Below are 24,671 nucleotides of genomic sequence, written 5' to 3' on the forward strand. Positions count from 1 at the left end.
CTGCTAGCGTCCGCGCCGTGGAGTCACGCTCGGGGACCGCTCCTGTGCCGTACCGGTGGGACGCGAAGTGGGTGTGGCTCGGCGACACCGGCCACCGCCCCGGCCTCCTGGCCGGCGCGGTCGACCCGGCCGTCTACGACCGCTTCGTCCTCCTGCGGCGGGCCTTCGACCTCACCGAGGTGCCCGGCGAAGCGGTGCTGCGAGCGGTCGCCAACTCGCGCCTCGTCGTCTGGGTGAACGGCCACGAGGTCGCCCGCGGGCCGGTCCGCTCGGACGCGCGGAGCACGCGCTGCGAGCTCGTCGCGGTCGCCGAGCAGCTGCGCCCCGGCCGCAACGCGGTCGCGGTGCTCGCCCGCTACTACGGGGTCCCCACCGCCTGGTGGCTGCCGACGCCGGTCACGCTCGGCCTCGGCGGGGGAGCGGTGGCGGCCGAGCTCCGGCTCGGGGATGGCGAGGTGATCGCGACCGACGAGCGCTGGCGGGCGCTGGCCGGGGACGCCTGGGCGCCGGGGCCGCCGTCGTTCGAGGACGGGACGGGGTTCCTGCGCGAGATGGTCGACGCGCGGCAGCTTCCCGCGGGCTGGACGGAGGCGGACTTCGACGACGCCGCGTGGCCGCGAGCGGAGCCGATCGACCCGCGCAACGACGGGTACCTCGGCGTCCTCGAGCCGCCGAGCGACCCGTTCGGCCGCTTGCCGCCGCGGCCGATACCGCAGCTCTCCGGCGACGACCGCAGGCCACGCAGAGCGGTCGTGGTGCCGACCGCCGCCGCCGTCTCGCCCGCCGCCGACGACCCGGTCGAGCAGGTGCTCGCCGACCAGCGGGCCGCGGTCCTCAGCGCGACCCGGCCCGCGCTGCCCGCCGACGGGAGCGTCGAGGTCCCCGGCGGCAGCCCGCAGCTGGTCGCGTTCGACTTCGGGGAGACCGTCGCTGGGACGGTCCGGCTCGACGTCGAGGGGCCCACGGGGACGCGGATCGACGTCGCGCTCGGCGAGGAGCTCGACGACGACGGCCTGCTCGTCGCCGAGTTCGCGCACGCCGGCCTGCGCTACACCGCCCGCGGCGCCGACGACGGCTACGAGTCGTTCGACCCGCTGGGGGGCCGCTACGCGGTCGCCTCGGTGCGCGCCGAGAGCGCGGTGCGCCTGCGGGTCGCGGTCCGTGAGCGGCTCTTCCCCCGTGCGCGCGTCCCCTCGGCACCGTTCCGCTGCAGCGACGAGCTGCTGAACGAGGTCTTCGCGATCGGGCTGCGCACGGTCGAGCTCTGCTCGCAGGACGCCTACATCGACTGCCCGACCCGCGAGGCCCGCGCCTGGACCGGGGACTTCGTCGTCCACCAGTCGGTGCACCTCGCGACCGCCGAGGACTGGTCGCTGGCGCGCTGGAACCCGGTCCTCGCCGACACGCCGCGCAGCGACGGGATGCTGCCGATGGCGGTCTGCTCAAACCTGGGCGGCGGTCCGCTGGAGGGCAGCTACATCCCCGACTGGGCCCTGCACTGGATCCGCGCCGTGCGGAACCTCATGCGTTACACCGGCGACCGGGAGCTGGTGGCCTCGCTGCTCGCCGGCTGCGAGCGCGTGCTGCGCTGGTTCGTGCCGTACCGCGGGCCGGACGGGCTCCTCGCCGAGGTCCCGGGATGGGTGCTGATCGACTGGAGCGCAGTCCCGGTGGCGGGCACGAGCGCGGCGCTGAACGCGCTCTGGGCGCGCGCGCTGCGCGACCTCGAGCAGATGGCGGAGTGGCTCGGGGACGGCCACCGCGCGTCCTGGGCGCGGAACCTGCGCCACGACGTGGCCACGGGGTTCGAGGTCTTCTGGGAACCGGAGCGGGCGCTCTATCGCGACCACCGCGTCGCCGGCGCGGTGCGCCCGGCGGCGAGCCGCCACACCAACGCGGCGGCGATCTGCGCCGCGATCGTGCCCGCCGAGCGGCTCGCCGGGCTCGCCGCGACCCTCGCCGACCGCAGCCTCCTCGCCCACTCCGCCCCCGCCTTCGAACGCCTCGGCACCGGCGACCTGGCGGCCGGCGCCGACCTCGTCGCGCACGGCAACCCGGAGCCGAGCTGGGACCAGCAGCGCTGGATCCTCGAGGCGCAGCCCTTCTTCCGCTACGTCGTCCACGACGCGCTGGCGGAGGCGGGCCGCGCCGACCTCGTCGCCGACGCCTGCCGCGACTGGGGCAGGTGCGTGCGGGCGGGCGAGCGCACCTGGCCGGAGACCTGGGTGGGCGGCTCCCACTGCCACGGCTGGAGCTCGACCCCGACCCGCGATCTGGTCGTCTACACGCTGGGCGTGCAGCCGGCCGAGCCGGGCTTCGCCCGCGCCCGTGTCGCCCCGGCGCTCGGCGACCTGGCGTGGGCCGAGGGAACGGCGCCGACTCCCCACGGTCCGCTGTGGGTGCGGGCCGACGCCGAGAGCGGACGGCTCGCGATCGACAGCCCGGTCCCGCTCGACGTCGAGTGGGGCGGCGAGCAGCGGCAGCTCGGGCCCGGGCGGCACGAGCTGCGGTCGGCTACCAGCTGACGGGCAGCGCGAGCGCGCGGTAGACGCCGACGTCGGCGCTCTCGATCGGCAGCTCCTCCTCCGACGCGGAGAGGCGCAGCGCCGGGAAGCGGCGGGCGAGCCCCGCCAGCGCGACCTGCAGCTCGACCCGCGCCAGGTGCTGGCCGATGCACTTGTGGATGCCGTGCCCGAACGCGAGGTGCCCCTGTGCGCCGCGGTCGAGCCGCAGCTCGTCGGGCGCGGGGAACTTGGCACGGTCGTGGTTCGCGGTCAGCAACGACACCGTGACCCGTTCGCCGGCGCGGATCGTCACGTCGTCCAGCTCGACGTCCTCGGTCGCGACGCGGGTGAAGCTCTGCTCGACGATCGACAGATAGCGCAGCAGCTCCTCGCTCCACTGCCCGATCAGCGACGGGTCGGCGCAGAGCGCCTCCCATGCCTCGCGCTCGCGCAGCAGCGCCAGCGCCCCGAGCGCGATCGCGTTGGCCGTCGTCTCGTGGCCCGTGATGAACAGCTCCATCGCGATCCCCGCCAGCTCCCGGTCGTCCAGCTCGCCCCCTTGGGCCAAGTCCGTCAGGAGGTCGTCCTGCGGGTCGGCGTGCTTGCGCGCGACGACCTCGTGCACGTAGTCGGCGAAGGCGCCGAAGGCCGCCGCGATCTCGGCCGGCGTCGCGGCCGAGTCGAGCATCGTCTCGGTCGGGCGCAGGAACCGCTGCTCGTCGCTCGCCGGCACGCCGAGCAGCTCGCAGATCACCCGCGACGGGACCGCCAGCGCGAACGCCGTCCGCAGGTCCGCCGGCGGGCCGGATCGCTCCATCGCGGTCAGCAGGTCGGCGACGATCGCCTCGATCCGGGTGCGCCGCTCGGCGACCCGGCCCGGCGTGAAGCGCCCGGCGACCGCGCGCCGCAGGCGCGTGTGGTCGGGCGGGTTCTTGAGGCTGACGAAGCCGTCGTCGAGCCCGGCGATCGCCTCGTCGAACGTCGCCTGGACGGCGGCGTCGCCGACCGGCTGCGCCATCACGACGGCGAGCCGGCGGTCCGCGACGACGCGGCGCGCCGCCTCGTGGGACGTCACCAGCCAGCCGACCTGCCCGTCGGCGTACTGCAGGCGCTGCGGCGCGTCGGCGGCAGCCAGCGCGGCGAGCTCGGCGGGCGGATCGAAGAGGTTCGCCCGCCCGATCGGCAGCTGGATCGGCTCCGCCATGTCACCCTCACCCGACGCGGACGATGCGGCCGCCCAGGACCCACTCGGCGACGTAGATGCGCCCGGCGGCGTCGACCGCCAGCCCGTGCGGGCTGTTGAAGCGCCCGTGCGGCAGCTCCGGGCGGACGGTGCGCCCGTCGGCGTCGAGCGCGTTCGGCCAGCCCGGGCGCGCGGTCGCCTGCGGATCGTCGCCGATCCGCTCGACGACGCGGTCGTCGCAATCGAGGATCGTCAGCCGCGCCTCCAGCTCGGCGACGACCAGCTCCTCGCCGCGGAGCGCCAGGCCGCTCGGCGCCCGCAGGCCCTCGTCGACCGCGCGCAGGAAGGTCCCGTCGAGGTCGTAGACGACGATCCGGTCGTTGCCGCGGTCGGTCACGTAGAGCTGCGGGCGCTCCGGCCGGCGGCGGTCGATCAGCAGGCCGTGAGGGCAGTCGAAGCGGCCGGCGCCCTCCTCGCCGGTGAGCGTCAGCAGCAGCTCGCCGTCGCGCGAGAGGTGGTGGACCAGCTCGGCGCCATAGCCGTCGGCCACCCAGACCGTGCCGTCGCCGGCGTCGTCGACCATGACGGTCGTCGGCCGGTAGACCTCGCTCTCGTAGACCGGCGTGGCCGGCGTCGGCAGCTCCGCGATCAGGTCGCCGTCGAGGCCGACCGCGACGACCCGGCCGTGGGCGCTCGGCACCACCGCGTCGTGAACCCCCTGGGCGTCACGGGCGAAGGTGATGCCGGGATCGGCGACCCACAGCTCCTGCGCCCCGGCGGGCCCAGCGATCGTCAGCCCGTGCCCCTCCCCGAGGCCGCTCGCGAACTCCCCCACGGCCCGCCCGTCGGCGTCGAGGATCCAGAAGCGATCGCCGCCGGAGCGGAAGCCGACGATCCGCTGGTCGGCGGTCACCGCGAGGTCGTGGTGTGCCCACGCGTCGTCGCCGTAGAGCGCGACGCCGGCCGCGACCCACTGCTCGTTCCAGGTCATCGGACGACGTCCTCAGCTCCGGACCATCCCGTGCGGGTCGATCACGTACTTGCGGGCGGCGCCCTGGTCGAAGTCCCCGTACCCCCGCGGCGCGTCGTCGAGCCCGATCACCGTCGCGTTGACCGCGCGAGCGATCTGCGCCTTGTCGTTGAGGATCATCTGCATCAGGCCGTGGTGGTAGCGCATCACCGGGCACTGGCCGGTCGTGAAGCTGTGCGACTTCGCCCAGCCGAGCCCGATCCGGATCGAAAGCGAGCCCTCCTTCGCCGCGTCGTCGACCGCGCCGGGATCGCCGGTCACGTAGAGCCCGGGGATGCCGAGCTTCCCGCCCGCCCGTGTCACGTCCATGATCGAGTTGAGCACGGTGGCCGGCGCCTCGTGGCCGGCGTCGCCGCCGTGACCGCGTGCCTCGAAGCCGACCGCGTCGATCGCCGCGTCGACCTCGGGCACGCCGAGGATCTGCTCGATCTGGTCCTTCGGGTCGCCCGCGGAGACGTCGATCGTCTCGCAGCCGAAGCTGCGCGCCTGGGCCAGCCGCTCGGGGATCAGGTCGCCGACGATCACCACCGCGGCGCCGAGCAGCTGCGCGGAGTGGGCGGCGGCGAGACCGACCGGACCGGCGCCGGCGACGTAGACCGTCGAGCCCGAGGTGACACCCGCCGTGACCGCCCCGTGGTACCCCGTCGGGAAGATGTCGGAGAGCATCGTCAGGTCGAGGATCTTCTCCAGCGCCTGCTCCTTGTCGGGGAACTTGAGCAGGTTCCAGTCGGCGTAGGGGACGACCGCGTACTCGGCCTGGCCGCCGACCCAGCCGCCCATGTCGACGTAGCCGTAGGCCGAGCCGGGACGGTCCGGGTTGACGCTGAGGCAGACCCCGGTGTCGCCAGTCTTGCAGCGCCGGCAGCGTCCGCAGGCGATGTTGAACGGGACCGAGCAGAGGTCCCCGACCTCGATGAACTCAACGCCCGGCCCGACCGCGACCACCTCGCCGGTGATCTCGTGACCGAGGATCAGGCCGGCGGGCGCGGTCGTGCGACCGCGGACCATGTGCTGGTCGGAGCCGCAGATGTTCGTCGTGACGCACTTGACGATCGCCGCGTGCGGGAGCTTGCGGCCGACGTTCGCCGGGTGGACCCCAGGGCCGTCCTGCAGCTCGAAGGTCGGGAAGTCCATGCTGCGGACCTCGACCTTGCCCGGCGCGATGTAGGCGACGCCTCGGTTATCCGGCATGGATCTTCCTTTCGCTCGCGTTCTCGTCGGTCGTGGGCCCGGCGAGCGCCAATCCGCTCTCCGGGTCGAAGAACTGCAGCCGGCTCGTGTCGATCGCCAGCTCGACCTCGTCGCCGGGACTGAGCGATCGACGCGGGACGAGCGCAGCGGTGAACAGCGCGCGCTCGTCGACGAGCAGCTGCTCGTCGCCGGCCTGCTCCACGCCGACGGCAGCGTCGACGTCGACCCGGGGCGCATCGAGCGGGAAGATCGCGTGGATCTCGTCGCCGAGGTTCTCGACGACCTCGAGTCGCGCCGAGAGGCGCGGGGCGGAGGCATCCGCGAACTCGGCCAGCTCGAACGCGGAGGGGCGGACCCCGACGACCACCTTCGAGCCGGCTGTGAGCGCCGCGTGCGCGGGGACCGGGATCGCATGGCCGCCGATCTGCAGCGAGCCGTCGCTCACCTCGGCTTCGACGAGGTTGATCGTCGGGCTGCCGATGAACGCGGCGACGAACAGGTTCCGCGGCTGGTGGAACAGCTCCTGCGGGGTGCCGACCTGCTGCAGGGCGCCGTCCTTCAGCACCGCCACCCGCTGGCCCAGCGTCATCGCCTCGATCTGGTCGTGGGTCACGTAGATCGTCGTGACGCCAAGCCGCTCGTGCAAGCGGGCGAGCTCGGAGCGCATCGCGATCCGCAGCTTCGCGTCGAGGTTCGACAGCGGCTCGTCCATCAGGAACGCGGCCGGCTCGCGCACCATCGCCCGCCCCATCGCGACCCGCTGCCGCTGGCCGCCGGAGAGCTGCCCCGGCGTGCGCGACGCGAGCTCCGTCAGGCGCAGCATGCGCATGACGTCGTCGACCCGCTGGGTGCGCTCCGCCTTCGGCATCTTGCGCAGCTTCAGCGCGAAGCTCAGGTTCTCGGCCACGGTCATCTGCGGGTAGAGCGCGTAGCTCTGGAACACCATCGCGATGTCGCGTTCCTTCGGCGGCGCGTGGGTCGCGTCGGTGCCGTCGATCAGGATCTGCCCGGAGCTGATGTCCTCGATCCCGGCGATCATCCGCAGGAGCGTCGACTTGCCGCAGCCCGACGGGCCGACCAGGACGAGGAACTCGCCGTCGGCGATCTCGAGCGTTACGCGGTCGACGGCGGCGGCCGCCGACTTCGGGAAGGCCTTGGTCACTTCATGGAGCTGGATCGAGCCCATGGCGTCTCCCTTGAGGTAGCGGTGAACAGGTCGAAGCGGCTCACTTCAGCGCTCCGGTGGTGAGGCCTCGGGCGAGGTCGCGCTGGAAGAAGAAGAAGATCACCAGCGGCGGGACCATCGACATCATCAGGCCCGCGGAGAGGATCCCCAGGCCCTGGTCGAAGTGGCCCTGGAACTGGCCGATCCCGACCATCATCGTGCGTTGGGGCTCGCGTTGGAGCAGCACCAGCGAGTAGAGGAACTCGTTCCACAGAAACAGGAAGTTGAGCGTCATCAGCGTCAGCAGGCCCGGCCGCACGAGCGGCAGCACCACCGACCAGAGCGTCCGCAGCGGGCCGGCGCCGTCGAGCATCGCGGCCTTCAGCAGCTCGCCGGGGACCGCGCGCATGAACGACGCCAGCAGGAAGATGCTGAACGGCAGCTGGAGCGCGGTGTACGTCAGGATCAGCCCCAGCCGGTCGTTCAGCAGGCCCGCGTCGAGGACGACCTTGAAGATCGGGATCACGATCGCCACCGGCGGCAGCGCCATCAACGCCGCCACGACCACCAACGTCGTGCGCCGCAGCGGGAACTCGAAGTGGACCAGCGCGTACGCGGCGAGCGATGCGAGCACGGTCAGGAGCAGCACGGCCGGCACCACGACCAGCAGCGAGTTGATCGCCAGCGTGTCGATCCCCATGTCGGAGAAGGCCCGGTCGACGTTGTCGAAGGTGAGCGCCTGCGGCAGCCCGCCGGGGGCCCGCCGGTAGTCCTCGGACGTGCGCAGCGCCGTCGAGAGCAGGAAGAAGAGCGGATAGATCGTCGAGGCGGCGAGCGTGGCGAAGATCAGCCACACCACCGCGCGCCGGCCCCGGCGCCCGATCGTCTGCGGACTGCTCATCGGATCCCCTTCCGGCGCCCGCGCAGCAGCAGCACGGCGAGGCCCGCGACGACGCCGATCACGACGACGAGCGCGACCGCGACGGCGCTGGCGTAGCCGAGGTTCCCGTTGCCGAACGCCTCTTGGTACAGGTAGAAGTCGACGGTCGCCGTCGCGAATCCCGGTCCGCCGTCGGTCAGCGTGTAGATCAACGGGAAGAACGACGTGAACGAGAGGATCACGAGGATGATCGCCCAGAACTGGACCACCGGGCGCATCTGCCAGAAGATCACGTGGCGCTGGATCTGCCAGCGCGAGGCGCCGTCGACGCGGGCCGCGTCCTCCAGCTCGCCGTCGAGGTTCGAGAGCGCGCTGAGGAAGATCAGGACGCCTATGCCGAACGTCCACCAGATGACGATCGCTATGACGACCGGGAGCGCGAGCCCTGGATCGTTGGTCCACTCGCGCGCCAGCCCGCCGAGCCCGATCGTGCGCAGGAGGCCGTTGAACGGCCCGTCGGGGTCGAGGAACATCCCGTAGTAGACGCCGATCACGACCGGCGACAGGACCACCGGCAGGAAGAACGCGAAGCGGAAGAAGCGCCAGCCCCAGATCTTGTGGTGCAGGCCCCAGGCAAGCGCGTACGGGACCGCGATCCAGATCGGCAGGGTCGCGATGATGATCAGGTTGTGCGTCAGCGCCTGCGTGAAGCGGTCGTCGCTCAGCAGGTCGTTGAAGTTGTCGAGCCCGATCCACTGCGGGTCGGCGAAGCCGTCCCAGTCGGTGAAGGCGAGCCGCACCGCGTCAGCGGCCGGAATCACGAGCAGCCAGACGAGCAGCGCCAGCGCCGGCGCCAGCAGGAACAGCGGCGTGGCGCGCCCGGCGGCGCGGCGCAGACGGGTGCCCAGGGCGGGCCCGCGCACCTGCGCGGGCCCGTCGATGGATGTCACCGGTTGACCTGCTCGGACGTCGCCTGGATCGACTCCAGCATCTCCTCCTTCGACTTGCGGCCCTGGAGCCACTCCTTCGCCTCCGTGTTCATCGTCTGCGTGACCTGGCTCGGAGTCAGCACGTCGGTCGCGAGGAACGTCGGCCCGTCGCGGTACCAGTCGCGGATCTGTCTGGCCTGGGACGGCGCGTCGGCCGGCAGCTCCGCGTCCTTGCGGTTGGGCAGCTCGCCGGTCATCTCGAAGAGCATCTCGAGACCCTCTCTGCTCGCCATGAAGTCGATGTACGCCCATGCGGCGTCCTTGTTCTCGGCGAACTTCGGGATCGACCAGCTCCACTCGGGGTTCATCGATATGTACTTGCTGCCCGGCGGCAGGAACATCCCGACGTTCTCCTCGCCGAGCGCTCTGTTGAAGTCACCCCAGTAGGCGGTGTTCGTCGAGCCGCCGAGGATCATCGCGGCCTTGCCGTCGGCGAAGCGCATCCAGCCGTCATTGAAGAAGGGCGTGGTGAAGCGGTCTCTCTCGAACAGCCCCGCTCTCTGCATCATCATCTCGGGCTCGAACGTCTGGGCGACGGCCGGGTCGGTGAAGGGCAGCTCGCCGTCGGCGAGCGCGACCGCCTGCTCCTGGGTGTTGTAGGTCGGCCACGCCATGTGCCACCACCACTGCGACTCGTAGCCCTCCTTGTTGCCCCCGGTGAACGGCTGGATGCCGGCGGCCTTCAGCTTCAGGCCGGCGTCGCGGAGGTCCTCCCAGGTTCTCGGCTCGAAGTCGGTCGGCAGACCGGCTCTTCTGAACAGTCTCTTGTTGAAATAGAACATGAAGTCGGTCTGGGCGATCGGCACGCCGTAGTGCGGACCCTCGGTTCTGTACCCCGGCGTCACCGCATCCCAGCCGGTCAGCTGCTCCTGCATCTCCGGCGTGATCCGGTCATTGAGCTCCTCCAGCCCCTTCTGGAACTGGCGGATGCCCCCGGCGTTCGGCATCATCATCACGTCCGGGCCCTCGCGCCCGGTGAACGCCGCCTGCTGCAGCGCCTGGTACTCGGCGAACGGCTGCGCGACGTGCTCGACGGTCACGTTCGGGTACTTCTTCTTGAACGCCGCGTCGAGCTCCGGGACCGCTCTCGTGTAGCTCGGGAACGATCTGTAGAAGACGTCCCAGACGACGATCTTGCCGCTGACGTCAGCCGGGTCCGGCGTGCCCGCCGTACTGCTGCCGCTGCTGCCGCCACCACCGCCGCCGTTGTCGTCGTTCGAGCCTCCGCACGCGACGGCGAACAGCGCGATCGCGCCGACGAGCGCCAGCGCGCAGATGCGCTTGAGCCTTGTACTCATTGCCTCTCCTCCATTCACAGTGACCCTCCACCCTCCGTCCTGCAGGCCGCCAGCGTCACCGGCCCGAACAGCCCCGACCGCGTCTGCCCCTCGAAGACGTAGTGGGTCGGGCTGACCGCATCGAGATGCGGCCCCAGCGTGTTCAGCACGACGACCTCCACGACCGATCCCGCGCCCGCCGAGAACTCGAACCGGTACGGCGAGCAGACGCGGACCCCGACGCTCTCGCCGTCGACGAGCAGCTCGGCGGTGCCGCGCACGACCCCCAGATCGAGCCGCAGCCGACCGGCCGGGACGTCGTCGAGCCTGCGCCGGTACCGCACGCCACCGCTGTGGCTGGCGAGCCCTCGCGACTGCCAGTCGCCGAGCTCGGCCATCCCGGTCCCGGTCGCGAAGCGAACCGGTGCGGCGAACGCTCCGCCGCCGCGCAACCCCGGCGCCGCCTCGATCGCCAGCTCGACGCGCTTCGGACCGGGATCGCCGCCGGGCAGCTCGACCACGCACGGACCCGCCGTCGCCGGCGTGCCGAGCGCGACCGGCTCGCCGTCGACGCTGAGCCCGACCAGGCGGCAGCCGCTCGCCGGCGAGACCTGCATCCGCAGCGCGCCCGGCGGAGCGGTCAGGCGGTAGCGCTGCACGGGGCTCTCCGGCGCGATGCGAGCGTCGATCGACGCGCCCGCGTCGGCCCCGGGACGGCCCGGCTCCAACCAGACCGCGTCCGGCAGCGGATGCGGCCGCTGCCAGAGGTGGGTGTGCGTGAGGTCGCCCGACTGCAGGTACCGCCCGTCGATGGCGCTGGTGAGGCCCGCCGGCGATCGTCTGATCTCGATCGGGATCGGGACGCCGTCGCGCTCCGCGCTCCAACTGCGGTCCGAGTGCAGGCGTGTCTGCCCCTCGTCCGTCGTGACGACGAGGTCGACCTGCGTTGCCGGGTTGGAGTGGCCGAAGTCGTCGATCTCGACGCGCAGCTCGTGCCTGCCCGCGGCGAGGTGCTCGCCGAGGTCGTAGTAGGCGAACTCGTCGCGCGGGCCTTCGATCTCGGCCTTGTACCCCGCGTGCCGCCCGAGCTCGTGCCCGTTCACCAGCACCCGGCACGGGCCGCTGGTGCCGACGAGCGCCTGCGCCTCGAGCGGATCGGAGTCAAGCTCGATCGCGCGGGTGAACGCGACGACCGAACGCGCGCGAGAGGGACCGGCGGTCCGGATCCAGTCAGGGCTCAGAACGCCGCCGACGTCGGCGACGAAGGTGAAGCTGGCGCGCAGCTCGAGCGGCTCCTCGGCGACCAGGCGCAGATCGAGCACCGACGTGCCCGCCGCGAGCGCGATGCGCGCGTGTGCCAGGTAGCCCACGTCCACCAGCTCCAGCTGCTGCCCGTCGAGCCAGGCCGACTTCACGGCCGCACCGCCGACGACGAGGTTCGTCTCGGCCGCCGACGCCGCGTGCAGGACGGTGCGAACGTGCACCGCCTCGCCGCGCTCGACCTGACCGAAGCGCATGAACTCTTCGGGTACGCGGCCGCTCGGTCCGAGCGTGTGGCGATGAATCGGGTCCTTGCGAATTCCCCGCGACGGCGACCAGACGGCCTCCTTCCAGCCGCCCTCCCCCGCCTCGCCGCCCGGCGCCGGCAGGTCGTCCGGCAGCGCCGGCCCGGCCCACCGCGCACGCGCGCCGAACGTCGCATGCGCCGGCACCCAGCGTCCGTCGTCCTCGTGCTCGATCGCCCACGCCTCGACCGGCAGGTCGCGCGGCGGTGCGTCGAGATCGGCCCACTGGTCTTCCAAGGTCGGCTCGATCTCGACTTCCCAGCGACCGTCGAGCACGATCGGCTCGGCGAGCTCCGGTTCGGCCGGTACGTCCCGCCCGGCCGCGGGCGGGTCCTCCGAGCAGCCCCAGACGAGCAGCGCGGCCGGCCCGTCGTCGAACGGGACGCGCACCTTCACGCCGTCCGCGGTCGGCTCCGAGTCCAACCAACGGCGACGGCCCGAGAAGGGCTCCCACAGCTGCGGTGCGCCGCTGACGCCGGAGACGACGAGCTCGCGTTCGCGCGCCCAGCCGGACGGTTCGAAGTCGATGTCGACCTTCAGCCAGTCGAAGACGGGATCCGGGTCCTTGACCGCGCGCGAAACTCTGCTCGCGCGCGGGAAGGCGGCCGGCACGAACACCACGACCTCCTCGCCGTCGCGGCGGCACAGGGTCGGGACGTCGGCTCGAACGAGCGCCGGCACGTCCGCGAGCGCGCCGGCCAGATCCTCGGGGCGCTCGACCTGCCGCGCCGAGCCCTGCGCGAAGCGCTGCCGCAGCGCCTCCACCGGTGCGGCGTCCTCGGCCAGCCCCGCGGCCGCCTCGGGCAGCGGCCCGACCGCGACGAGGTTCCCGCCCCCGTCGACGAAGTCGACGAGCCGGCGAGCGGTCGCCTCCTCGATCACGACGCAGGCCGGCAGGATCACCGTCCGGTACCGCTCTCCGTGATGCGCGAGCGCACCGCCGTCGACCTCGGCCGAGGCGATCGTGTCGTCGTCGAGCACGTCGAAGTCGCGGCAGAGCTCGTTGAGCACGCCGGGCTTGGTGTCGAACCAGGTCATCCTGCCCGCGATCCGGTGATAGGTCTCGGAGGCCGCGCGACCCGCCGAGCCGACGATCCCGTCCGGCGTCAGCGCCGACTGCCCGGTCGCGGAGGGGAACAGGACGGCGACGTCGCAGACGTGGGTTCCCCAGGAGAGGGCGCTGCAGAGGCGGGCGACCGCCCGCGCGAACTCCATGTGATGACGCCAGTAGGGCTGACGCCAATCCGTCGCCGGCGGGGCCCACTCCCACCAGCCGTCGCGCGTCGAGTAGTAGGTGGCGTGCGGGTTGTAGAGGTTGGCCCCGGCCCCGATCCACGGCAGCAGCCAGTCGAACGTCTCCTCCAACGTCCCGCCCCAGCCGCTCGAATGAAACGACTCGATCCAGACGCGTTCGTGCCCGTAGGAGTGCGCCAGCGACGAGTGGATCTTCGCGTCCCCGTGATGGTCGGAGCCGGGGACGCTGAACGAGCGATGGGTCCGCAGGTAGTCGCCGTAGAGCCGGCTCGAGCCGGCCGGATCGCCGTCGCGCGCGCCGTAGTCCTGGTCGAACGAGGAGAGCGTGCCGTGGCGGTCGTGCCACTCCTGGAGCGGCGTGAAGAACGCCTCTTCGGCGAGCGTTCCGCGCACGTGGTGGAAGTCCCGCCGCACACGACGGCTCTCGGGCGAGAGGTCCTCCCAGAGGTCGGCAAGCCTGGGGATCACGTCGTAGCCGGCGATCTCCTGGAAGCGCTCGGCGAAGCCCGCAGACCAGTTCTGGATCGGCGGCAGCTCGTCTTGGAAGGCGCCTGCGATCACGTTCCCGAGGTACTGGGGCACGCGCTGCTCGAACGGCTCGAACGCGACGCGGATGAGCTGCTCGCACGCTCGCCGTGAGAAGAAGTCCAATCCTCGCGCGGCCGTGTAGAAGAGCATCAGGCGCCCGCTGCCCTCGGCCGACGCACGCCGGCCGGCCGGCTCGACCGGGCGAACCGTCCCGTCGTGCTCGACGAAGGCCGCCGCGACGACGGTGCCGGCCGGCGGGCATTCGACCGAGCCGCGCCCCTCGACGTCGACCACGGTCCGGTCGAGCACGAGCCCGGCCGCGTCCGGGTCTCTCGCGACCACCTCGCCGAGCAGGTTGGCGCCGCCGTGGCCGATCTGGTCGTAGAGCCACAGCGACATGCCGAGGTCCTCGGCGTCGCGGCAGACGCCTTCGAACACTTCCCACCACTGCTCGGAGAAGAGGGCCGGGTCATCCCGCGTCATCCCCATCTCGGGCACGGTCGGAAGCAGGTTCATGACGATCAGGTTCATCGCGCCGCCGGCGGCCAGGCGCTCCATCTGCCAGCGCAGGCGCGCCGCCTCGAGACGGTCGCCGCTCCACCACCAGATCGGCGTCGGGAAGAAGCTGCGGTCGGGATCCTCGAAGCGCTCCAGCAGCGGCTTCATCACTGCTCCCTGCCCTCGCGGATCGACAGCGCAGCGGACGGGCAGCGATCGGCCGCCTCGCGGGCGATCGCTGCATCTTCCTCGCGCACGGTCTCGGCGAGCAGCCGCACGCGGCCGTCGTCCGGGCTCTGGTCGAACACCTCAGGCGCGGTGAGCACGCAGACGCCCGCACCGATGCACAACTCGAGATCGACGATCACCCGCATCGTCTCACCAGACCACGGGCAGGGTCTCGACGCTGTACATCTGGTGCTCGCCACCGAGGAAGCGCAGCTCCTCGACTCCGACGGCGAGATCGAGGCGCGGAAAGCGCTCGATCAGACCACGGAGCGCGACCTCCAGCTCCAGGCGGGCGAGGTGCTGCCCGATGCACATGTGCCGACCGTGTCCGAACGCGATGTGCCCGGCGGCGTTGCGCGCGAGGTCGAGCTCGTCGGGGTCGGGAAACTTCTCGGGGTCGCGGTTGGCCGCGGGGATCGAGACGACCACCCGCTCTCCCCGCTTGATGACGACGTTCCCGAGCTCCACGTCCTCCGACGCCGTCCGCGAGAACGTGCCCATCTGCAAGATCGAGAGGTAGCGAAGCAGCTCTTCCACCGCATTCCCGATCTGTGTCGGGTCCGCGCGCAAGCTCTCCCAGCGTGCACGGTCGAGCAGCAGCGTGACGACGGCGAGCGAGAGCTGAGCCGCCGTCGTCTCGTGCCCGGCCTCGAACAGCTGGCGGGCGAGCCCGACGATCTCGTCCTCGCTGAGCTCGCCCTGGCTGGCGAGATCGCTGAGGATGTCCGCCTGCGGCGAGGACCGCTTCACCGTCACGACCTGACGGCAGTAGTCGTAGAAGGCGACGAGCGCGTCGCGCTTCTGCTCAGCGTCGAGGTGAGGATCGGCCAGCACCGCGCTCGGGCGCTCGAATCGCTCTCGATCCGCGTGCGGGACGCCGAGCATCTCGCAGATCGAGAACGACGAGACCGGGAGCGCGAACGACGTCACCAGATCGACCGGACCGCCGGCCTCCTCCATCGCGTCGAGGCGTCCGGAGACGATCCGTTCGATCGCGTCCTTCTGCTCGGCGATCGCTCTCACCGTGAAGTGTCTCGCGGCAGCACGGCGGATCTTCGTGTGCTGCGGCGGGTGGAGCATGATCAGGACGCCGGCGCTCTCCGGCGTGCTCTTCTCGATCCGATCGATCTCGGCGATCATCTCCGCGTCGCCGAGCGGCAGCGCAACCGGGTCGACGACGAACTGGTTGTTCACCAGCAGCTCGCGGCCCAGCGCGTAGCCGGTCACCAGCCAGCCGAGCTGACCGTCGGAGAACCGCAGTCGAGAGACCGGGGCCCGCTCGGCCAACTCGCGCAACCCCGGCGGCGGGTCGAGCGCGTCGGCCCGCTCGCTGGGGAGGTCGACGGGCTCTGCCACGGCCCCATCCTGATTGCTATTCACACCAGTCCATCCTTCGCCGTCGCCCGGCCTCACCAGGTCACCGGCAGTCGTTTTACGGCAAACGTGACCTCGTCCTCGCCCGAGAACGCCACGTCCTCGTCTCGCGCGAGCGCGAGGCGCGGGAAGCGCTCGAACAGCTGCGTGAGGCCGACGCGCAGCTCGAGCCGGGCGAGGTGCTGACCGCTGCACACGTGCACGCCGTGCCCGAATCCGATCTGGCCCTTCCCGCCGCGCGCGATGTCCAGCTCGCCGGGACGACTGAAGCGCTCGGAGTCGCGGTTGGCGCCCAGGAGCGAGACCGAGACCCACGCGCCCTTCTCGATCACGACGCCGTCGACTTCGACATCCTCGGTGGCGGTGCGCGTGAGCGCGCCGACGTTGAAGACGGTCAGGTAGCGCATCAGCTCCTCCGCCGCCGGCTTCATCAGCGTCGGGTCGGCGCGCAGCAGGTCGAGCTGGTCTCGATGGGTGAGCAGGGCGAAGACACCGGTGGCGAGCATCGACTCGGTCGTCTCGACTCCCGCGACGAAGAGGAGCACGAGCAGCCCGACGATCTCCTCGTCGTCGAGGACTCTGCCCTCGACGACGTCGCTGATGAGGTCATCCCCCGGCTCGCGGCGCTTGCGGGCGACGACCTCTTCCAGATATGCCCGGAACTCCCGTGTCGCGGCGATCACCTCGTCGGCCGACAGCGCCGGGTTCCGGTTGGTCTCGCCGATCAGCTCGAGCATCGGGATGTCGCCCTCTGGCACCCCGAGCAACGCGCACTGGCTGCGGAAGGAGATCGGAGCGGCGAACGCCCGCACGAGATCTGTGGGAGGCCCGGCCGTCTCGATGTCGTCGAGGCAGCGACTGACGATCTGCTCCACCGTGCGCTCGAACCGCTCGATGCTGCGCAGGGCGAATCGCGGTCCGATCGCCTGCCGAAAGCGCGTGTGCTCCGGCGGGTCCATCGTGAGCATGTCCCCGCGCAGCAGACCGTCCTCCCGCATCGTCTGGATGACAGCTTCATGCTTGGCGGGCTCGACCGTGAGCAGCGGCGGAATCTCCCGCAGTGAGAAGCGGAGATCGTTCAACACCGACCGCGCCGCGTCGTATCCGGTGACCAACCAGCCGAACTCGCCGCCCTTGAACTTGAGCCTGTGGAGCGACTCTCCGCTGCGCAGCAAGCTCTCCAGCTCCGCGGAGGGATGGAACGTTCGTTCACGTACCATCGAGAGGGTTACCGCGTCGTCCTCCGCAGCGGTTGCATCTCGTGCAGTGCGGGTCATGCCAAGCGACCATATTGCAACGTTTCAATTTGGTCAAGTCTTCGTGCCAACTTGCCTCAGCGCCACGGCTGGCCGGGCGCTTTCGCCGTCCTCGGACGCGATCTCTACTCGCCGCGATCGCCGCGACCGACCCCACCCTTGCACTGTCGGCTTCGCACTTCCACCCCTCCGTGCGCGACACCCGTCCGAGGTTCGGTATCAAGACTTGACCAAGTTGTAACGCTTCAATACGGTCCCCCCGTCCGAGAAAACGCCGGTGACGGAGACGGAGGAATACGCATGCTGCAGTCGATTACCCGTTCGGGGTGGCGCCAGCGGATGTTCGCGGCCTCGCCCAAGCTCACGCAGGTGCCTCGCAATGTTCGAGCCGGATCGCCACGAATCGCGGCCGTCGTACCCAACAGCTGGCGCACTCTGGCGCTGGCACTCATCGCACCGGTTCTGGCGGCGCTCGCGTTCGTGGCACCCGCGCAAGCAGCGCCGCTGTCACCGGCCGACCAGGCGTTCGTCGACACCACCGTGGCCGACGCGCTGAGAGCGAACCCCGGCGGCCAGATGGGGATGGCGATCTCGCTCAGAGGTCCGGCAGGCGACTACGCCAGAGCGTACGGCTACGCCAACAACACGTCGAGAACGGCGCTGACGCTCAACGACCACTTCCGCATCGGCAGCGTCACCAAGACGTTCACCGCGACGTCGGTCCTGCGGCTGATCGAGGCGGGCAGACTGAGCTTCAGCGACACGGTCGACAGATTCATCCCCAGAATCCCGAACGGGAGCACGATGACCGTGCGCCACCTGCTCTCGATGCAGGATGGGTTGTTCGACTACCAGCAGGACTCAGGCCTTCGGGTGACGTTTGGGCTGACCCCGTGGAACGCCATAGAGCCGGAGCAGATCATCGCCGTCCTGCAGAACCCGGCCAACAGACCGCTCTTCGCTCCGGGCACGAGAACGCAGTACAGCGAGTCCGCATACTTCGTGCTCGGCAAGATCCTCGAAGTCGTGACCGGCAGAGACGCCGAGGCGTACATCACCGACGACGTGATCACGCCGCTGGGCCTGACGAACTCGAAGTTCCCCAGCGCGGCGAACTCCAGCCCGATCTACGCGATGCCGGCGCCGTACGCCACGGGGTACGCCGCAAGCGCGATCTTCCCCGGGACGACCCAGGACGTGACCGCGACCAACCCCAACTTCGCCTGGACATCCGGAGCGATCATCTCGACGGTCGGCGACCTGGAGAAGTACGCCAGAGAGCTGGGCACCGGGGCACTGATCAGAGCCGCGACACAGACCGACCGGCTGTCCTTCTGCCCGATACCGTACAGCGGCGAAGGTCCCACGGCGTTCGGCTACGGGCTCGGGATGATGAGCTTCGGCAGCTGGATCGGGCACGGCGGATCGTGGGCCGGCAACAACGCCGTGGCGTGGTACGAGCCGACGAGCGGGGCGACGTTCGGCGGCGCCGAGAACTACGTCGGCGGGACGGTGCCGGTGAAGGTGTGGCAGCAGGTGTTCACGCGGATCGCCGAGCGCCTCTACCCCGGGTCGATGGCAACCCCGAGATACCCCACCTGCTGACGCGAAGCGTCGTGAGGGCGTAGCGCATCGACGCCCATCGCCGTGCAGGTCGACCTCCCCGCGACGCCATCGCCGCGGGGAGGTCGCTTTTCTCACGCTCGCCGAATTCAGTCGGCGGGCGTGCCGAACCAGCGGGAGAGGTGGTCGTCCAGATCCCGCTGGTCGTCGCCGACCCAGGCGACGTGGCCGTCTGGTCGCAGCAGGACGCACGGAGCATCCAGCGCCGCTGTGGGATCCGCGAGGTAGTCGACCCGGTCTGACCAGCCGCCGACCGCAAGGCGTTCGGTGCGGTCCAGCAGCAGGCCGCGGCCCCGATGCAGCAGACCGTAGAGGCGGCCCTGTCTCACGTCGACGTCGCGCAGGCGACGGCCGAGCAGGTCGGGGCCTTCGCCGAAGTCGTAGCGGATGCCGACCGCGGTGATCTTCTCGATCAGATGGCGGTTCACCTCGTCGAAGTCCATCAGCTCGGTGAGCAGTCTGCGCACGGCCCGCGGGCCCGGTTCGGTCGACAGCAGCTCCATCTGTGCGCGGGTGTTGTCCAGCACGTCCTCGGCGACCGGATGACGTTCGGCCTGGTAGGTGTCGAGGAGCGTTTCCGGCGCCCAGCCGTGGATCTTTGCGGCCAGCTTCCAGCCGAGGTTGAACGCGTCTTGAACGCCCAGGTTGAGGCCCTGTCCGCCGATGGGTGGATGGATGTGTGCCGCATCGCCGGCGAGCAGCACCCGCCCGACCCGATAGCGCTCGGCGAGCCGGGTGGCATCCCCGAAGCGGGACAGCCAGCGCGGGGAATGCACGCCGAAGTCGGTTCCCGCGATGGCGCGCAGCTGTCGTCTGAAGTCCTCGAGGGTGGGCGGTTCCGCGCGATCGCTGACTCCCGCGGCGGGGACGACGACTTGATGGATCCCTTCGCCGAAGGGTCTGAGACTGAAGGACTTGCCGGTCTCGCGGCTTTGGGCCACCGTGGCGGAGATCTCCTCCTGCGGCACGCCCACTTCCATCTCGCCCATCAGCGTCTCGATCCGCGAGGGCTCGCCGGGGAAGCCGACGCCGAGCAGTCTGCGCACCGTGCTGCGCCCGCCGTCACAGCCGACGAGGTAGCGCGAACGCAGCTGCTCGCCGTCGGCCAGCACGACGGTCACGCCCTCGTCGTCCTGCTCGAATTCGGCCACCGAACAACCGCGCCGGACCTGCGCGCCCAGGTCGATCGCCTGCTCTTCGAGCAGCTGAACGATGACCGGCTGCGGGATGCCCAGCAGATAGGCGTGCGCGGAATCGAGGCCCTCGGGCGCGGGCTTGGCGATGGCGGCGAAGAATCCGCCGGCCGGACGCTGCCGTCCGCGTTCGAGAATCCGATCCAGCAGTCCGCGCATCGCCATCAGCTCGATGCTGCGAACGTGCAGACCGACGATGCGGACGAACGACGCGGGCTCGGTCTCCTTCTCCAGAACGAGCACCCGCACATCGTGCAGCCGCAGTTCGGCGGCCAGCATCGCACCAGTCGGCCCGCACCCGGCAATGATCACGTCGAACACAGGTGTCGCCTTTCGGGAATGCCGTGTTGTCGAGGCGCTCCCGACGGTCGACCGCAAGCTACCAGCCCTAGTGCTCAGCTCGGCGTGATCACGTCGAGCCCGTGCTCGCGCGCACCTTCCGCCAGCCGCGCGTCGAAGGTCATGATCGACGCGATGTGCCGCTCGGCGGCGAGTTGGAGCGCGGTCGCAAGATGGATCGCGTCAAGCGTCGCGACCGACGACGGCGAGACCGCCTCCGCCGCCGCGAGGATCGCGTCGTCCAGCGGCACGATCGCGACCCCCGCCAGCCAACCTTCGATCTCCTCGCTGGCGATCCCCGTTCGCAGCCCCAGACGGTGCAGCTCAATCCGCAGCAAACGACTGGAGACGACAGCTTCGAACCCGGCCAGCGCCGCGCCGATCGCATCGCCGTCAGGTTCGTCGAGCACGACGCGCCCGAGCGCGCTCGTGTCGAGGTAGACGCCCGCCACCGCGACTGCTACGCCCGCTCGGCGCGACCTTCAGCCAACAGCGCGTCGGTCGTACCGGCAGGAGTCGAGCGCCGTGTCCGATGCGCGATCAGATCGTTCAAGCTGGCGCTCGGCAGCGTGGCGCCGTGATCGGCGGCGAGCGCCGAGTACGCCTCCGGCACACGCTCACCCGCAGGCGAGAGGCGAGCGACCACCCGACCATGTTCGGTGACGTCCAGCGACGCCCCCTCCTTGACCCGCTCCAAATAGCGGCTCAAGTTCTGACGCAGCTCGCGAACTCCCACGCTCGACATTGTGCGTCACACCGTAGCACAATCACCCCGGCCGCGAGGACCGGTCGGCAGCGAGGAGGCCGCCGACGTAGAGGGACCCGGTGGCGCCGCGCGCGGCGCCACCGCACCGCACCGTGACGCGCAGGTCGAGCTTCCTCGGCTGAAGGCGCAGCTGATGACCGGCGTTCTTGCACGTGCTTTGTGCCCGGCCGTAGCTGAGGGACGCGTACGGCTCGACCGAGCCGGGCGGCTTGTCGAGATGGACGCGAATCTTGCCGACGCCCTTGCCCAGGCCGAAGTGCCGCACGATCGCGCGTCCGATCGTCAACCGCACCGCGCTTTCCGGCTTCAACCCCTGGCAGTTCAGCAGGAGTTCGACCCGGCCTACGGCGTTCCAGACCGACGTGCGCATCCGCTCGGAGCGGCAGCCGGTGCCACCCTTCATGAAGATCGCCGGTGGGCGCCGCGACCCTCGACGAAATCTGAACGTCATCGAGACCCGGTTCGTGCCGTTGTGCAGCGCGAAGCGATTCCCGCCCGGCCGCGCCTGCACCACAGCCCCGGTCTGGACGGCAGCCGCGGTGACAGCCGGGCCGCCGGCGGCCCGGCTGATGGGCCGCCCCGTGAACACCTGCTTGAGCAGCTCGGCATAGTCCTTGGCTTGCGCGGCGCCGCCCACGGCCTCGAGCCGCGAGATCCACCACGCGCTGTAGTCCCCGATGGGCTGGCAGTGTCTGGCCAGGTCGGAGTCGAAATACCCGTCTATGATGCCGGGGCCGCACCCGTCCGCGTAGAGCGGGAAGAACAACCAGTCGGTCGCGCACTTGACCGCTACCCGGTAGTGGATCCCGTGCAAGCTCCAGTTGCGCACGTCGACGTTGGTCGTCGTCGAGAGTATGCCCGAGCTGGACACCCCCCAGCCCGTGTTCTGGCTGATCACATCGTCCCCGATCACCGCCTCGCCCGTGATTCTTTGGCCGTTCGGGCAGACGTACGAGTCTGAGCTGGTGTTCCACGCGCCGACCTTGCCCGGGTCCTGTGGCGCCTCAGGCCCGATGTACCCGTACTCGTGTTCGAATCGCGGAGGACGGGGGGCGTCTTGCTGGGTCAGCGGAGTCTTGAGCTGGATGACGTCGGCCTGAGCCATCTCCGTGAGCGCGGCCGACCCGACGAGCACCGCGATCACCGCGCACGCCGCGCGCGTTCCGCGGGATCGCAGCATGCCGCGACGAGGTTTGAGCTGGGACCGGCGCCCGTGTGCCATTGCACGCATGGCTCGAAAGCTACGTGCGGGTGCCGGGGCGGACCACCTAGTTCTGGACGCTCGGGCCGCGGCGAGCAGCAGTGCCGCGAATCGCGCACGACCGGATCGGCCCGCGACCGGTGCCGCGCGTGCTGTCGCACCGCAGTCAGCCGACGCTCGATGTGGGTACCAGCGTCCCGCCGCCGCGCTTGATCACGCGCAGGATCGGCGTGACGCCGGACCCGAGCAGTCCTGGCAGCGCACCCACGGTCCCGGTGAGGAACGTGTAGAGCGCATCGAGGTCGGCGAACGCGGCCATCGCAACGAGGTTCGACGGTCCGGTCGTGGCGATCGCGAAGCGGACCGCCCGCTCTCGTGCCAGCTGCTTGCCTGCGTCCTCCAGGCGGGACGCGTGGATGTCCAGCCATATCACCGTCTCGACCGGCATCCCGAGCAACGCGAGGTCGATCGTCGCCTGAGCGCGGATGACTTGCGTGTCGAACAGGCTCTGAAGCCGGCGCCGCACCGTCGTGTGCGACGCCGACAGCTGAGCGCTGAGCGTGGCGGCGGACGCGCGGGCGTCCTGTCCCAGCAGCTGCATGAGCTCGTGGTCGAGGGCGTCCAGCGACGGCTTCGGTCCGACGATCAGCGGACGCCTGAGACCCGTCGCCTGCTCGTCCGTCAGCGCTCCGGCCTGCCACTGGCTCGCGTCGGTGAACAAGCGCAGCATCGTGTGCGCGGTCGCATGGCGCACCCCTCTCGCGCCTATCAGCCGCTCGGCGAGCGCACCGGTCTGGCCGCGCCCGCGGGCATACACCGTGACGTACACGTCGCTGCTGCCCGACGTGACTCCGACGTAGTAGGCGTTCGGGTTGCGGGCCAACGTCTTCGCGACGTCGAGCGTCGTGCCGTGGTCGCAGACGAGGCGCACGAGCAATTCGGCGTCCTCCGGGCTGGTGCTCGTGCTCGGGACCGCGTGCATGCGCAGCGTCTTGTCGCCGAGCAGCCGCAGTCCGCGTCGAGCGACCGTCCGTTCGGGAACCTCGAGCACCTCCGCGATGCGGCCCCACGAGGCGCGCCCGTCGAGCTGCAGCGAGCAGACGATCTGCCGGTCGAGCTGGTCGAGCATTGGCTGAATTCGCTGCTGCGGCCGTGACATTGGCTGAATCACCCGCTTTCTGCTGCAAATCTTGCCGTTATCAGCGGCCCAACCGTAGCATCGCCGCGCCTTGCACCCGACCCTGTGGAGCACCATGGACGCGCCTCTGCCGCCTCGCGGCCGCTACCTGATACGCGACGCCTACGTGATCACGCTCGACGCCGAGCGCGGCGACCTGCCGCACGGTGACGTGCTCGTCGAGGACGGTGAGATCGTCGCCGTGGGCGAGGGCCTGTCCTCGCCCGGCAGCGAGGTGCTCGACGGGACAGGCCGGATTCTGGCCCCCGGCCTGGTGGACACGCACACGCATCTGTGGAACGGGCTTCTGCGCGGCGTGATCGAGCAGGAGCCGGGGCGCACGTACTTCGAGGTCAAGCGGCGCGTCGCGCGCCACTACGCGCCCGAGGAGTCGTACGTCGCCGCCCGGCTCGGCCTCGCCGACGCGCTGATGTCAGGAACGACGACCGTCTGCGATTGGGACCACAACGCTCGCTCGCCCGAGGACGTCGACGCAAAGCTCAGAGCGCATCGAGACTCGGGCATGCGAACGCGCTACGCGTACGGCAACCCCGACAACCACCCGCGTGACGAGGTCATGGATCTCGCCGACGTCGCTCGCGTTCAGCGCGAGTGGCTCGGCACCCGTGACGACGGGCGACTGAGCCTGTGCGTGGCCGTTCGCGGGCCGGCACGCACCGAGCGGGACATCCTGTCGGCCGAGTGGGCGTTCGCGCGCGACAGAGGGCTGCCGATCACGCTCCATCTCGGTGGTCGCCGCGACGACGCCGCGCGCTACGCGGACCTGATGCAGATGCACCGGGACGGACTCCTCGGGCCGGATGTCCAGGTCGTTCACGCAGTCGACGTGACGGACGAGGAGATCGCCATGTTGGCAGCGACCGGCACGTCGGTCTGCCTCAGTCCGCTGACCGAGTACGAGGGGATGGGCATCCCTCGGATCACCGAGCTGCTCGATGCCGGCGTGCTCGTCTCGCTCTCGGTCGACACCCTTGCCGCGCCGCTGAGCGCAAGCCTCCTTGCGGTCATGGGAACGGCCCTGACGATCGAGCGCGGACGGCCGCGGGGCAAGGCCATGACCGCACGCCGCATGCTCGAGCTGGCGACCATCGACGGTGCGCGCGACCTCGGCCTCGACCACCTGATCGGCACGATCACCCCGGGCAAGCGGGCGGACCTGATCCTGGTCAACCGCGCCGACCTCAACATGGTCCCGTGCGCGGACCCGCTGCCCGTGCTCGTGCTCTGCGCCCAGCCGGCGAACGTCGACACCGTGCTGGTCGACGGTCGCGTGCTCAAGCGCAACGGGGTGTTGACCGCCGTCGATCCGAACGAGCTCGCGGCGGCGGCGACCCGGGCGCTCGCGGCGGTGCTCGATCGCGCCGACTGGCACCAGTTCGCGTTGCCCGCACTGGCCGAAGCGGACGCCTGACGGCCACACATTCGAACG

19 protein-coding genes are annotated in these 24,671 nt (G+C 70.7%); 3 read left to right on the forward strand and 16 right to left on the reverse strand.

Annotated features, from left to right (window positions below; all coding sequences use genetic code 11):
* Window positions 1-17: 17 nt before the first annotated feature.
* Window positions 18-2,525 (forward strand): family 78 glycoside hydrolase catalytic domain, encoded by a 2,508-nt coding sequence (locus CWOE_RS22170; protein ID WP_236262140.1) that lies wholly within the window; start codon window positions 18-20, stop codon window positions 2,523-2,525.
* Here the strand turns inward: CWOE_RS22170 and CWOE_RS22175 are convergent.
* From CWOE_RS22175 to CWOE_RS22225, 11 genes are read right to left on the reverse strand one after another with little or no spacing between them, the layout of a single operon-like run.
* Window positions 2,515-3,708, reverse strand: a complete 1,194-nt coding sequence (locus tag CWOE_RS22175) for a cytochrome P450 (protein WP_012935884.1) — start codon at window positions 3,706-3,708, stop codon at window positions 2,515-2,517. The two genes, CWOE_RS22170 and CWOE_RS22175, sit on opposite strands and share 11 nt — an antisense overlap.
* Window positions 3,709-3,715: 7 nt before the next feature.
* On the reverse strand, window positions 3,716-4,678 hold the full coding sequence (locus CWOE_RS22180; protein WP_012935885.1) for an NHL repeat-containing protein: 963 nt from the start codon (window positions 4,676-4,678) through the stop codon (window positions 3,716-3,718).
* Between the two features lie 12 nt (window positions 4,679-4,690).
* Entirely contained in the window at window positions 4,691-5,908 is a 1,218-nt protein-coding gene (gene fdhA, locus CWOE_RS22185; RefSeq protein ID WP_012935886.1) for a formaldehyde dehydrogenase, glutathione-independent, read from the reverse strand.
* Window positions 5,898-7,094 carry an ABC transporter ATP-binding protein gene (locus tag CWOE_RS22190; protein ID WP_012935887.1) on the reverse strand — a complete coding sequence of 399 codons (1,197 nt, stop codon included), beginning with the start codon at window positions 7,092-7,094 and terminating at the stop codon, window positions 5,898-5,900. The genes fdhA and CWOE_RS22190 overlap by 11 nt, the downstream gene beginning before the upstream one ends.
* Before the next feature lie 40 nt (window positions 7,095-7,134).
* Window positions 7,135-7,974 carry a carbohydrate ABC transporter permease gene (locus tag CWOE_RS22195; protein ID WP_012935888.1) on the reverse strand — a complete coding sequence of 280 codons (840 nt, stop codon included), beginning with the start codon at window positions 7,972-7,974 and terminating at the stop codon, window positions 7,135-7,137.
* On the reverse strand, window positions 7,971-8,903 hold the full coding sequence (locus tag CWOE_RS22200; RefSeq protein WP_012935889.1) for a carbohydrate ABC transporter permease: 933 nt from the start codon (window positions 8,901-8,903) through the stop codon (window positions 7,971-7,973). Before CWOE_RS22200 ends, CWOE_RS22195 begins: the two co-directional genes overlap by 4 nt.
* Complete coding sequence (locus tag CWOE_RS22205; RefSeq protein ID WP_012935890.1) at window positions 8,900-10,240, reverse strand: ABC transporter substrate-binding protein; 1,341 nt, start codon at window positions 10,238-10,240, stop codon at window positions 8,900-8,902. The genes CWOE_RS22200 and CWOE_RS22205 overlap by 4 nt, the downstream gene beginning before the upstream one ends.
* 14 nt (window positions 10,241-10,254) lie before the next feature.
* Complete coding sequence (locus CWOE_RS22210) at window positions 10,255-14,232, reverse strand: glycosyl hydrolase family 2 protein (RefSeq protein ID WP_012935891.1); 3,978 nt, start codon at window positions 14,230-14,232, stop codon at window positions 10,255-10,257.
* Window positions 14,232-14,438, reverse strand: coding sequence for a ferredoxin (locus CWOE_RS22215; protein WP_012935892.1), 207 nt, complete (start codon window positions 14,436-14,438; stop codon window positions 14,232-14,234). Before CWOE_RS22215 ends, CWOE_RS22210 begins: the two co-directional genes overlap by 1 nt.
* A gap of 4 nt (window positions 14,439-14,442) precedes the next feature.
* On the reverse strand, window positions 14,443-15,705 hold the full coding sequence (locus tag CWOE_RS22220) for a cytochrome P450 (protein ID WP_236262141.1): 1,263 nt from the start codon (window positions 15,703-15,705) through the stop codon (window positions 14,443-14,445).
* Window positions 15,702-16,886, reverse strand: a complete 1,185-nt coding sequence (locus CWOE_RS22225) for a cytochrome P450 (protein ID WP_236262142.1) — start codon at window positions 16,884-16,886, stop codon at window positions 15,702-15,704. The genes CWOE_RS22220 and CWOE_RS22225 overlap by 4 nt, the downstream gene beginning before the upstream one ends.
* A gap of 516 nt (window positions 16,887-17,402) precedes the next feature.
* Here CWOE_RS22225 and CWOE_RS22230 point away from each other — a divergent pair.
* Window positions 17,403-18,527, forward strand: coding sequence for a serine hydrolase domain-containing protein (locus CWOE_RS22230; protein ID WP_236262143.1), 1,125 nt, complete (start codon window positions 17,403-17,405; stop codon window positions 18,525-18,527).
* A gap of 107 nt (window positions 18,528-18,634) precedes the next feature.
* Here CWOE_RS22230 and rox read toward each other — a convergent pair whose 3' ends face one another.
* The 5 genes from rox to CWOE_RS22255 all read right to left on the reverse strand — a co-directional run bounded on the left by rox (window position 18,635) and on the right by CWOE_RS22255 (window position 23,299).
* Window positions 18,635-20,116, reverse strand: a complete 1,482-nt coding sequence (gene rox, locus CWOE_RS22235; protein ID WP_148261113.1) for a rifampin monooxygenase — start codon at window positions 20,114-20,116, stop codon at window positions 18,635-18,637.
* 17 nt (window positions 20,117-20,133) lie between these two features.
* Window positions 20,134-20,529 carry a type II toxin-antitoxin system VapC family toxin gene (locus tag CWOE_RS22240; RefSeq protein WP_012935897.1) on the reverse strand — a complete coding sequence of 132 codons (396 nt, stop codon included), beginning with the start codon at window positions 20,527-20,529 and terminating at the stop codon, window positions 20,134-20,136.
* Between the two features lie 8 nt (window positions 20,530-20,537).
* A complete protein-coding gene (locus tag CWOE_RS22245; RefSeq protein WP_041730825.1) occupies window positions 20,538-20,822 on the reverse strand; it encodes a type II toxin-antitoxin system Phd/YefM family antitoxin in 285 nt (94 codons plus the stop codon).
* A gap of 22 nt (window positions 20,823-20,844) precedes the next feature.
* Window positions 20,845-21,987, reverse strand: coding sequence for a hypothetical protein (locus CWOE_RS22250; protein ID WP_041730827.1), 1,143 nt, complete (start codon window positions 21,985-21,987; stop codon window positions 20,845-20,847).
* 223 nt (window positions 21,988-22,210) lie between these two features.
* A complete protein-coding gene (locus tag CWOE_RS22255; protein WP_081425468.1) occupies window positions 22,211-23,299 on the reverse strand; it encodes an Lrp/AsnC family transcriptional regulator in 1,089 nt (362 codons plus the stop codon).
* Between CWOE_RS22255 and CWOE_RS22260 the strand changes: the two genes are divergently transcribed.
* Window positions 23,298-24,653 (forward strand): amidohydrolase family protein, encoded by a 1,356-nt coding sequence (locus tag CWOE_RS22260; protein WP_012935900.1) that lies wholly within the window; start codon window positions 23,298-23,300, stop codon window positions 24,651-24,653. The two genes, CWOE_RS22255 and CWOE_RS22260, sit on opposite strands and share 2 nt — an antisense overlap.
* The last annotated feature ends 18 nt before the right edge of the window (window positions 24,654-24,671 follow it).

It is taken from the genome of Conexibacter woesei DSM 14684, assembly GCF_000025265.1.
Taxonomy (GTDB): Bacteria; Actinomycetota; Thermoleophilia; order Solirubrobacterales; family Solirubrobacteraceae; genus Conexibacter; species Conexibacter woesei.

Excerpts from the sequence above, each read along its gene's own strand:
- CWOE_RS22180 (WP_012935885.1), bottom strand. The coding sequence starts at position 4,678 with ATGACCTGGAACGAGCAGTGGGTCGCGGCCGGCGTCGCGCTCTACGGC.
- CWOE_RS22175 (WP_012935884.1), bottom strand. The coding sequence starts at position 3,708 with ATGGCGGAGCCGATCCAGCTGCCGATCGGGCGGGCGAACCTCTTCGAT.
- CWOE_RS22215 (WP_012935892.1), bottom strand. The coding sequence starts at position 14,438 with ATGCGGGTGATCGTCGATCTCGAGTTGTGCATCGGTGCGGGCGTCTGC.
- CWOE_RS22225 (WP_236262142.1), bottom strand. The coding sequence starts at position 16,886 with ATGGTACGTGAACGAACGTTCCATCCCTCCGCGGAGCTGGAGAGCTTG.
- CWOE_RS22210 (WP_012935891.1), bottom strand. The coding sequence starts at position 14,232 with ATGAAGCCGCTGCTGGAGCGCTTCGAGGATCCCGACCGCAGCTTCTTC.
- CWOE_RS22190 (WP_012935887.1), bottom strand. The coding sequence starts at position 7,094 with ATGGGCTCGATCCAGCTCCATGAAGTGACCAAGGCCTTCCCGAAGTCG.
- CWOE_RS22255 (WP_081425468.1), bottom strand. The coding sequence starts at position 23,299 with ATGGTGCTCCACAGGGTCGGGTGCAAGGCGCGGCGATGCTACGGTTGG.
- CWOE_RS22245 (WP_041730825.1), bottom strand. The coding sequence starts at position 20,822 with ATGTCGAGCGTGGGAGTTCGCGAGCTGCGTCAGAACTTGAGCCGCTAT.
- CWOE_RS22260 (WP_012935900.1), top strand. The coding sequence starts at position 23,298 with ATGGACGCGCCTCTGCCGCCTCGCGGCCGCTACCTGATACGCGACGCC.
- CWOE_RS22195 (WP_012935888.1), bottom strand. The coding sequence starts at position 7,974 with ATGAGCAGTCCGCAGACGATCGGGCGCCGGGGCCGGCGCGCGGTGGTG.
- CWOE_RS22205 (WP_012935890.1), bottom strand. The coding sequence starts at position 10,240 with ATGAGTACAAGGCTCAAGCGCATCTGCGCGCTGGCGCTCGTCGGCGCG.
- fdhA (WP_012935886.1), bottom strand. The coding sequence starts at position 5,908 with ATGCCGGATAACCGAGGCGTCGCCTACATCGCGCCGGGCAAGGTCGAG.